Annotated in this window: 10 protein-coding genes; 8 read left to right on the top strand and 2 right to left on the bottom strand. The window is 37.1% G+C overall.

Annotated elements, in window-relative coordinates; translation table 11 throughout:
• Window positions 1-8: 8 nt before the first annotated feature.
• On the bottom strand, window positions 9-2162 hold the full coding sequence (locus J3U50_RS04680; protein ID WP_301945678.1) for a glycosyltransferase family 39 protein: 2154 nt from the start codon (window positions 2160-2162) through the stop codon (window positions 9-11).
• Entirely contained in the window at window positions 2155-2556 is a 402-nt protein-coding gene (locus tag J3U50_RS04685; protein ID WP_301945679.1) for a GtrA family protein, read from the bottom strand. The genes J3U50_RS04680 and J3U50_RS04685 overlap by 8 nt, the downstream gene beginning before the upstream one ends.
• 122 nt (window positions 2557-2678) lie before the next feature.
• Here J3U50_RS04685 and J3U50_RS04690 point away from each other — a divergent pair, with 122 nt between their 5' ends.
• The 8 genes from J3U50_RS04690 to J3U50_RS04725 all read left to right on the top strand — a co-directional run bounded on the left by J3U50_RS04690 (window position 2679) and on the right by J3U50_RS04725 (window position 9865).
• Window positions 2679-3368 (top strand): response regulator transcription factor, encoded by a 690-nt coding sequence (locus tag J3U50_RS04690; RefSeq protein WP_034531031.1) that lies wholly within the window; start codon window positions 2679-2681, stop codon window positions 3366-3368.
• Entirely contained in the window at window positions 3365-4675 is a 1311-nt protein-coding gene (locus J3U50_RS04695; protein WP_054607747.1) for a cell wall metabolism sensor histidine kinase WalK, read from the top strand. Before J3U50_RS04690 ends, J3U50_RS04695 begins: the two co-directional genes overlap by 4 nt.
• A 151-nt stretch (window positions 4676-4826) precedes the next feature.
• Complete coding sequence (locus J3U50_RS04700) at window positions 4827-6335, top strand: GH25 family lysozyme (protein WP_301945680.1); 1509 nt, start codon at window positions 4827-4829, stop codon at window positions 6333-6335.
• 246 nt (window positions 6336-6581) lie between these two features.
• Window positions 6582-7010, top strand: coding sequence for an Hsp20/alpha crystallin family protein (locus tag J3U50_RS04705; RefSeq protein WP_054607749.1), 429 nt, complete (start codon window positions 6582-6584; stop codon window positions 7008-7010).
• A 28-nt stretch (window positions 7011-7038) separates the two neighbouring features.
• Window positions 7039-7458 carry an Hsp20/alpha crystallin family protein gene (locus J3U50_RS04710; RefSeq protein WP_301945681.1) on the top strand — a complete coding sequence of 140 codons (420 nt, stop codon included), beginning with the start codon at window positions 7039-7041 and terminating at the stop codon, window positions 7456-7458.
• 114 nt (window positions 7459-7572) lie between these two features.
• Window positions 7573-8304 carry a hypothetical protein gene (locus tag J3U50_RS04715; protein WP_301945682.1) on the top strand — a complete coding sequence of 244 codons (732 nt, stop codon included), beginning with the start codon at window positions 7573-7575 and terminating at the stop codon, window positions 8302-8304.
• Between the two features lie 180 nt (window positions 8305-8484).
• On the top strand, window positions 8485-9138 hold the full coding sequence (locus J3U50_RS04720) for a DUF805 domain-containing protein (protein WP_301945683.1): 654 nt from the start codon (window positions 8485-8487) through the stop codon (window positions 9136-9138).
• Window positions 9139-9196: 58 nt separating this feature from the next.
• Complete coding sequence (locus J3U50_RS04725) at window positions 9197-9865, top strand: DUF805 domain-containing protein (RefSeq protein WP_301945684.1); 669 nt, start codon at window positions 9197-9199, stop codon at window positions 9863-9865.
• The last annotated feature ends 105 nt before the right edge of the window (window positions 9866-9970 follow it).

A 9970-nucleotide genomic window follows, 5' to 3' on the forward strand; every position in this document is an offset into this window, starting at 1 on the left:
CCTCCAGATTAATAAATGCTGGAAAGGTCATATAAGGTACCGTTGCTCATGTTAGATGGTCCACCACCCATGTTCATTGATTGCTTACCACTAGGTTTGGCCATCTTAGCAGATGCGCCTTTCTTCATGGTGAAGCTCATTGAGTTGGATGAAGAAGTAGTGCTGGTTGAACCACCATATTCGCTTGCACTGACCTTCTTAGCATGTTTCTTGATCCAGTTAACAATAGTGCTGTTAGTAGAACCTGATTTACCTTCATCTAGGTAGTATTTAACTTGTCCAGATTTTACTAATTGCTTGAATTTGCTTAATGTCATTGCAGGGTCAGTTCCGTTGAAACCACCCATGGCCATGACGGCTTTCTTGGTTTTAATAATATATGGAGCAGCAGTGCCAGAATCTGCGGTTGCAAATAGGTACTTGGCATTGCCTTGGTGCTTAGTTAAATAGTTCAACAATTTGGTATTAACTGTTCCGTTACCAATTCCACCTGAGTTATTACCACCACTGGTTAAGAGATCGGGACCAGCGGTTGGAATAGCTGCAGATTCTTTAGCAAGGGTAGGGGTTAATGACCAGAAACTTGGTGCTACTGCAATTGATAGTATCCCTACGATAACGATAGCCTTTCCGGCAGGTTTAGCTTTGAAGACAAGTAATAAGATACTTGCTAGAACTGCTACGACTAGGATTAAGACACTTAACCATGCGTAGTAGCTTGATACATACCATGCTTGTAGTCCGGCAGTAACAACGATTGCTAGTGGTAGGAAGTATGCCTTGTAATTGTTTAGACCGAAACGTTTAAACAAGTCCAGCATAGCTGCTAACCCAAGTCCAGCAAGTGCTGCAATGGCGGGAGCTAACATGATGGTGTAGTAAGGATGGAAGAAACTAGCTACGGAGAAGAATCCGTAAACCGGAACTAACCAACCTGTCCATAAAACAGTGTGTTTTTGACGAGTAGTAAGTTGGTACCATTTACGCTTAGGATCAGCGAAGCCGATGAATGCGGCAATCATACCGATAATCGAGAATGGTAATAACCAACTAATTTGTGGTCCTAAAGCTGATTGGAATAGACGAAGAGGACCAGCAGTTCCGATGTTAAATGCACCACCGGCACCACCCATGCCGCCTTTACCGTTCATCTTCATACCACCGCGGTTGTTTCCACCAGGGAAGTTACCACGAGATTTCATATTCTTAGATGGGTTAAACTTACCCATCTTGCCACTTGGTGGCGTCATCTTGTTGTTGCTGTTTGATTTGGTGTTACCACCAGGTTGGTTAGAACTCTTAGAAGAGCTGCTACCCATACCCTTGAAAGCACCACCGGTACCAGTAGTTTGACCTAGTAATCTTTGAGTACCGTTGTATCCAAAGGCTAGTTCTAATACTGAGTTGTGTTGTGATCCACCTTCATATGGACGGTTATTAGCTGATGTCATGTCAACTGATAGTGGCCATGATAGGGTGAATACGACTAAAGCGATTGTGGCAAGTGATAACTTACCAATCTTTTTCTTCCATGAATCGTTTGATGCTAACCAGTAGAAGATAAGCATTGCTGGAATAATCATGAAAGCTTGTAGCATTTTAATGTTAAACGCGAATCCGATGGTAGCAAAACTTCCGATTAACCAGTACATGTTGTGCTTGTTAATGGATTTTTGTAGCATCCAGATTGCTAACAATAGGAAGTAGATTAGAGTAGCATCCATATTGTTGGTACGAGAGTCAGCAACAACAATGGGGGTAATTGTCATTACTAACGCTGCGATTCTACCCGCGAATCGACCAAAGTAAGGAGTTACTAGTCGATACATTAGGTAGACGGATCCGACACCGAATAATACTGATGGTAGGACCACACTGAAGTTTGAAACACCTAGGATTTTAGCTGAGATAGCCATGAACCATAGGGCAACAGGTGGTTTATCGACAGTGATGTATCCGGCTGGATCAAAACTGGCATACCAGAAGTTTTTAAAACTCTGGGTCATACTAGTGATGGCGGAAGTATAGAAGTCGTTGGCAGAACCAGTCTTCCATGTTCCGTAACCGTACAAGCCTAATGCAATTAGGAGAATAATAGCTAACACCCAATCGACTTTATGTCGTTGGAAGAAGTTAGGCTTCTTGTCTGTCGGTTCATTCATTGGCAGATGCCTCCTTTAATTCAGTTTTTCTAAATACCCAATACTTACTTAATAGGAAGTTAGTAGGCGTAGTGACTAGAAGTGTGATTAGGGGGATAATGCTGGCAATAACGTGGAAATAGTTACTTGCCACCTCGGTCACTAAGATACTCAATGTCCATGTTAAAAGGTAAGTAAGGTAGTATTTAACGACGATCATCCAGTCATGGTTGGCTTTAAATACCCACTTTTGATTAATGGTTAGACCAATAATCGATGTAATACCGTATCCAATCGCCATTGCAAAAGTAGGAGAAGTTGCTTTATACAACATTGAATAGATAAGATAAGTTAGAATAGTATTGATAAGACCAATAATTCCGAATTTAAAAAACTGCCGCAAAATATTTATCATGGTTGGGCACTTCCTTTTTTGGAATGATTTAAGTCTAGTTTAAGAAAATTAAACTAATCTTAAAGCAATCATAAACTTAACTTAAATAACAAAATTAATTGAAATCGAAAGGAATGATTAACATGGATGGTTTAAATATCTTAATCGTCGAAGACGACGAAAACTTAGCAGCCAGTGTGGCTCAATTCTTATCACCAATCGGAAACACAACGGTGGTAAATGATGGTTTTGAAGGCCAAATGATGGGCCAAGATAACATCTATGACATCGCAATTTTAGATTTAATGCTACCGGAAGTCAGTGGATACGATATCTTAAAACATTGGCGTGTAGACGACGAAATCGACATGCCCGTTTTAATTTTGACTGCCAAGGACACCATGGCCGATAAGGTGCATGGGTTCGAATTAGGCGCCGACGATTACTTAACTAAGCCATTCCATCGAGAAGAACTAATCCTTCGTGTAAAGGCCTTGTTAAAGAGAACAGGTCGTCTTGGTAACAACAACACATTGTCAGTGGGCGAATTTAATGTTGATTTAGGTCGCCACTACGTTGAATACCAACATCAAGAATTGAAACTAAACGGAAAAGAATACGACCTATTGGTCTACTTCATGCAAAATCCTTCTACTATTATTACCAAGGACCAAATCTTCGATCGTTTATGGGGATTTGATTCTGAAACTTCATTATCAGTAGTTGAGGTATACATGAGTAACTTAAGAAAGAAGATTAAACAAATTTCTGGAGAAAACCCAATCAAGACCCTAAGAAACGTAGGGTACATGCTTGAAGGATCTAATCAATGAGAGATCGCATCTTAGAGCACAAACAACAAATTAAGTTATTCATTAAGGAACTAATTGGTTTTGCGATTTTATTTGCGATTTTAGGATTAATTGTTTACTTCTTCTTCCAAAAGTCGATTTACTCCAACATCGACGCTGGATTGAACCGCCAAAAGGAACGAATTGAAAGAAATACTTACGCCAATGAAGGTCCATTGAGTGTTAATCAACGTCCCGGCGGCTTTAATCCGTTTAACAACTACAACAATAGTGATTTTCAGACTAACGTGATTGTCTTCAATAAAAAGGGAATTATTTCCAATAGAGGGATGCTTGGTCAAAGAAACTACAAGCTATTGAGTAAGTTGACCGTTAAGAATAGAAAATTAAATCAAGTTGAAGAAATTACTTTGTGGTCTCACAATTATGTGACCACGTTTAGAGGGATTCTATTAAAGGTGTCCGACGACAACACCAATCCTGAATATGCGGGTAATTATGTATTGATTTTGCAAAATATCGATGCTGATTTACTTGCCCTACACAGTTTCGTCGAAGCATTGATTGTGACCTTGATATTCTTCTGGGCAATCGCGATTTTAATTGCTTACTACCTATCTAAGTCGAGTATGAAACCAATCATTAATTCATGGCACAGACAAAAGGAATTTAGTTCCAACGCCGCCCATGAATTGAGAACTCCATTGACGGTTATTCAAAACCAAATGGAATTCTTGCTAACCAAACCAAACGATAAAGTCGTCGATCAGATTCAACCGGTATCGACGACATTAGAAGAGGTTAAGCATCTAAAGGTCTTAACCCAACGACTATTGACGCTAGCACGTTCTGATTCCAACATCGTCCAAGCGCAACTCTCCGATGTCGAATTGAAACCATTCTTTGAAGGTGTCTTGTCACCATTCAATGAGATTGCCACAAGTCAAAACAAGTCATTTGTCGACACTATCGATGTCGATGGAACTGGCCATATTGATGCCGACTTGATTAAACAATTGGTGGTTATCCTAATTGATAACGCGATGAAATACACACCAAAGGGTGGCACCGTTGCTGTTAAAATTGTAAAGAACCACAGTAATCTAAAGATTGTGGTTTCAGATACTGGAAACGGTGTTCCTGACGAAGACAAGGCGCGTATCTTTGAACGTTTCTACCGTACAGATAAGTCTAGAAATTCAAAGACTGGGGGAACTGGTCTGGGATTATCAATCGCTAAATGGATAGTCGATCAACACCATGGTCGAATTCATGTCCGTGATAATCACCCAACTGGATCAATTTTTACAGTAAATATTAATTTATAAAATATTAAATATTACAAAGTTTTTCTAAAATTTAATATGGAATTGGCTTTCTTTTACCCCTCCGGCTCTGTTACAATATGCAATAATGATAAAACGATAAGAGGAGGTGTATAAGATATAAATTAATTTTTTAATTTCTTTATATCTTTATATGAGAAAAAAAGGATTATGGTTTTCGATTGTTGCCGTAATCGGTTTGATGCTTGCTAGCACCTCTGTACCAGCGATGGCTGATGCAAGCAACGCTAACACATCAAATACCGTTTATGACATGTCAGAATGGCAAGGCAGTCTTACCGATACCCAAGCCCAACAATTAAAAAATGAAGTACCATTTGTTATTTTGAGAGTGCAATATGGTAGTGCCTATGCCGACAAGACATTTGAACACAATCGTGATCTAATGGACAAGTACGGTATCCCATACGGGGTATACTCATTTAGTCAATACGAAAATCCTAGTGATGCCGCATATGAAGCTAAGGTGCTATACAGCCGTGCACCACGTGCAAGATTTTACGTAAATGACTATGAATCACAAACCGTTACTTCTGGTGGAACCAATGAATCAACCGATGCATGGTTGAAGGCATTGAGACCATTAGTTGGTCAACGTAAGATTCTGTTCTACTCATACGCTAATTTCATGGTGCAAAACGCAGCTAGCTCAGTTGCTAACTATGACGGTTACTGGTTAGCCGCATACCAAAACAATGAACCCGCAAGAGAACATGTTCTATGGCAATTTACTGATAAATTCCATTCAAATGCATTAGGTAAAAACCTAGATGCAAGTATGTTTACCTCAAAGGATGCTAACTGGTTCATTGGTGATATTGCCGATGCCAATAATCCTGCTCCAATACCAAAGATTAAAGCGCCAAAGAGTGACCAATCTTCTAATAAGGTAAACAATAAACAAAGTGCTGCGCAACAGAATGCGGCTAGCCAAGCTAACCAACAAGCTGCCAACACAAATAACAATAGTAATGATTCAAACAATACCAATGGTGACAATAATGCCAACAGCGACAACAATGCTAACAGCAACAATAACACCAATGGTGATAACAACACTAACAATAGCAATGATTCAAATAACAATAGTGATAACTCAGCATCAACAACAACTACTAAGACAAAGAAAAAAGCAGTAGTTAAGAATGTTAATTACACTGCCGTTAATAAATCAATGACTATTGCAGGTGGTACTGGTTTGAAGATTTACAACCACGTCCCTGGTGATAACCATTACAAGAAGAACACTAAGGCCGTTCATAAGAGTAATTCTTACGCAACCAAGCGAGTTACTATTAACTCAATAGCTAAGAATACTTCAAATGGTCGTACTTACTACCGTGTTCTACAAAACGGTAAGGTATTAGGTTGGATCAATACCAACGGTTTGGTAACCAACGTTACTTATTCTAAGTACCGCGCAACTAAGATTGTTAGAATGCACCCAAAGGTAAACTTCTACAATCACGTTGGTAACAGTGGATTCGCTGATATTCATGTTACTAACTACGGTACCGGATACGCATACACCCCAGTACAAATCACCCAACGTGCTAAGAAAGACGGCTGGAAGAAGTACTACTACAAGGCTTACTACCAAGGTAAATTTATTGGTTGGGCTTACGGTGCAATGTTTAAATAAAAAACTTTGATTAAAAAGACGATTCTTCGATTGAATCGTCTTTTTTTTGTATCTTTTTTAAATTTTTTATTAAAAATAAACATTGATATATCAACGTTTATAACACATTTTTAGCACTTGATGAAATTAAGTGCTAGTTTTCTCTTGACTATTTGACCAATACTGACTAATATAAGAATTGTTGATAGGGAATAAATAACTACCAACTAAATATTGAAAATAAAATAATGAAAAGGGGCTTTGATTATGGCTAACGAATTAAGAAACAGAGACTTCAATGTATTTGATCCAATGAACGATTTCTTCGGTGACTTTGGTAAGAATTTCTTCAATTCAGTTGCTGGTAATCAAATGAAGACTGACGTTATTGAAAACGAAGATAATTACGTAGTAAGCTCTGAATTACCTGGTTTCAAGAAGGATGAAATTCATCTAGATTACAACAACGATACTCTAAGTATTCATGCTACACATGACTTGAGCAAGGAAGACACCAACAAGGAAGGTAAGGTATTAAGAAAGGAACGCACTTCAAGCAACATCGCTCGTGCATTCTACCTACCTGATATCGATATTGATAATGTAGCTGCCGACTACGATGGCGGTATTTTAAAGATTACATTACCAAAGCAAGAAGTTAAGGATGAAGAAGCACACAAAATCAGCATTAACTAATTAACTCAAATAATAGGAGGGATATCTTATGGCAAACGAACTAAGAAACAATGTATTCAACGACTTTATGGATCCAATGAGCAACTTCTTTGATGGATTAGGCAGAAACATGGCTAACTCTTCAAAGATGAAGACAGATGTTATCGAAAATGATGATGAATTCGAAGTTAAAGCTGAACTACCTGGATTTAAGAAGGAAGATATCAACATTAATTACGAAAACGATACCTTAACAATCCATGCTATTCACGATTTGAATAAGGAACAAAAAGATGAAGACGGTAAGTTGATTAGAAGCGAAAGAACATCTAGCGATGTCAGTCGTTCATTCTACTTACCTGATGCGGACACTGATAAGATTGGTGCTAAGTATGACGGTGGTATCTTGGATATCATGGTACCTAAATCAGCGGAAAAGGAATCAAAGCACTCAATTTCTATCAACTAATTCAAAAAAGAGCCGTTATGGCTCTTTTTTTGTGTATTTTTTCTGTAATATAAAGTGAAAAAATATTATAATGGAATTGTAATGATTTTTTAAGGATGATTGGAGTGTTAGTAGATGAGATTAGGTTGTTCAGGAGCGTTAGTTCTAATATTTTTACTTTTATGTGTGGTAGCTAATCCAATATTAGCGATTACTATCGGTATCATCATTGCTTTAGCGGTAATTATATACGTAGTAATTAAGAACCACGGAGAGGTAGAACAAGCGCGTTATAACAATGCTCAAAACATTGACGCCTCAATGTCAAAAGAAACATCATTCCAATTCAATAGTATGGTTTACAAGCCAGTCACATCTTCTAAGGATGACATTCCTAACATGGAAATGATCCTAAGAACTGACCCAATCAAATACATTAAGAGCGATGAATTATCAAAACGTGAACAAGACATGTTAGATTCAGGTTACTCAATGGAAAACATCAAAGTTGCCAGAATCAACGTGGTTCAAGGTTACAACGCCCAATACCAATTGTTTGATCGTTACTATGATGTCCTAAAGGTTGAAGCTGACATCACAACCGTTCCAAATCGTGCTATGACGGTATTACTAAAACAAATGGTAATGTGCTTCTACCACCAAGAATTTGGTCTAAGCATTGATGTTCAACCACATTCATTTGACGATAACATGATTAAGAAGTTCATCGAACTATGCCCAGAAGTTAACATGTCTTCTTCATACTTCGATAACGCTAATATTACTAACGAAAGATTCTTAAACCAACGCATTGATAAAGGCTGCTTAAATGCCTTCAAGAATATCATGATTGGTTACGACCTATAATATCTATCAAAAAGAGCTGCCAAGTTTTGGCAGTTCTTTTTTTATTAAAAGCAAAGTAATGTTTAGTTAAATGTTGATTTGTATTTTTTATTCATGATAAGAATGCTTTAACCTTTATAGAAAAGACATCTTACTCATAGTATCTTTGAAATATAATACATATAAAGGATTGATTAATGAATGAAAATAAAATATTGTTCAAACTGCGGTGCTGAACTATCCGTAAAGGATTCTTTTTGTGCAAATTGTGGAACAAGACAATCGTACATAGAAAATAACTCTACAAATAATTTAGAGAAAGATAGCACTAAAAGGATTCGCGTTACGGATGCCGTAACCAAGTGCTTGAAAAATGCATTTAACTTAAGTGGTGTTGCCACCAGAGCTGAATATTGGTGGTTCTACTTATTCAATCGGATAGCATTGTTTGGGGTCCTTTATATAAATGCATACGTTGGTATTAACTACAGATCAGCGATTGTATTTTCTGAAATTCATCCAGCTGTTCTGTTTTCGATTTCAGTTATATTAGGACTTGTATCCAGTGTAATAGCGATTGCATCTTTATCTGTTGCCGTTAGAAGATTACATGATACTAACTTATCTGGACGTTTTATTTTTCTTGGCTTCATTCCTCTTTTGGGTCTAATATCGTTACTTGTCATTTTTTGTCAAAAATCCGTTGTAAACGGCAATAAGTATAGAAACGTTAGTATGGATAAGTCCAAAAAGATTTGGATAATTGTGCTGTATGTAATTTATTCAATGTTAGCAGCGTTGATATACATCGGAATATATATCAACGAGATGCATTTTATGCTTTATCGTTTGTAACAAAGCTGGAAAGGGATTTTAAATGAGTGTAAAGTATTGTTCAAACTGTGGAAACCAAATGGCATATAGTGATATTTTTTGCAGTTTCTGTGGATCTAACCAAGGTGATAATCAAATAATTATTGATAAAAATAAGACCAGTTCAACGGATGTTCTAAAAGGCTACTTTAAACATTTATATACTATTGCTGGATGTTCTTCTAGAAAAGAATACTGGTTGGGTTTCGCATGGATGATGATTTTCGTTGTGGTATTCAATTTGATTTGGACATTGAGTTACGGTTCGTTACATGATTCTGCATCTGGAGTAAGACTTTTAAAATGCTTCGGGTTTATTTTTTATTTCTGTAAGTATTTCGTTTCAATTAGTCTAATATTTAGTACGTGCAGAAGACTACACGATGCTAATATATCTGGATGGTTCTTATTGTTATTGCTAGTTCCAATTTTTGGATGGATAGTAATCTTTGTGTTGCTATGTCAGCAATCACAAGAAGAAGGACAAAGAAAGTATGGTAACAAGAAACCATCAAAAGCTATTAACCATGTAATTGGATGGCTTTTAGTAATTATTTTCGGATTGTTTGCAGGAATTCATGAAATGAAGACAATCCAGTTTAAGTATGAAGAGTCTGTTAAGCTACATCGATTTGATATATTTATACAAAAAGAAAATGAAGGAAAATACTATAATTATAAGTATAATGGTTCGAATTATGATCATTAAAAAGAGCTGCCAAGTTTTGGCAGTTTGAACTGAACCCCTTGAGTTGGAGAAATCTAACTTAAGGGGTTCTTTTATGTTTTCTAAAGAATTAAAATTAGCTGCCAT

Source organism: Lactobacillus sp. B3795 (genome assembly GCF_026535805.1).
Classification (GTDB): Bacteria; Bacillota; Bacilli; order Lactobacillales; family Lactobacillaceae; genus Apilactobacillus; species Apilactobacillus kunkeei_C.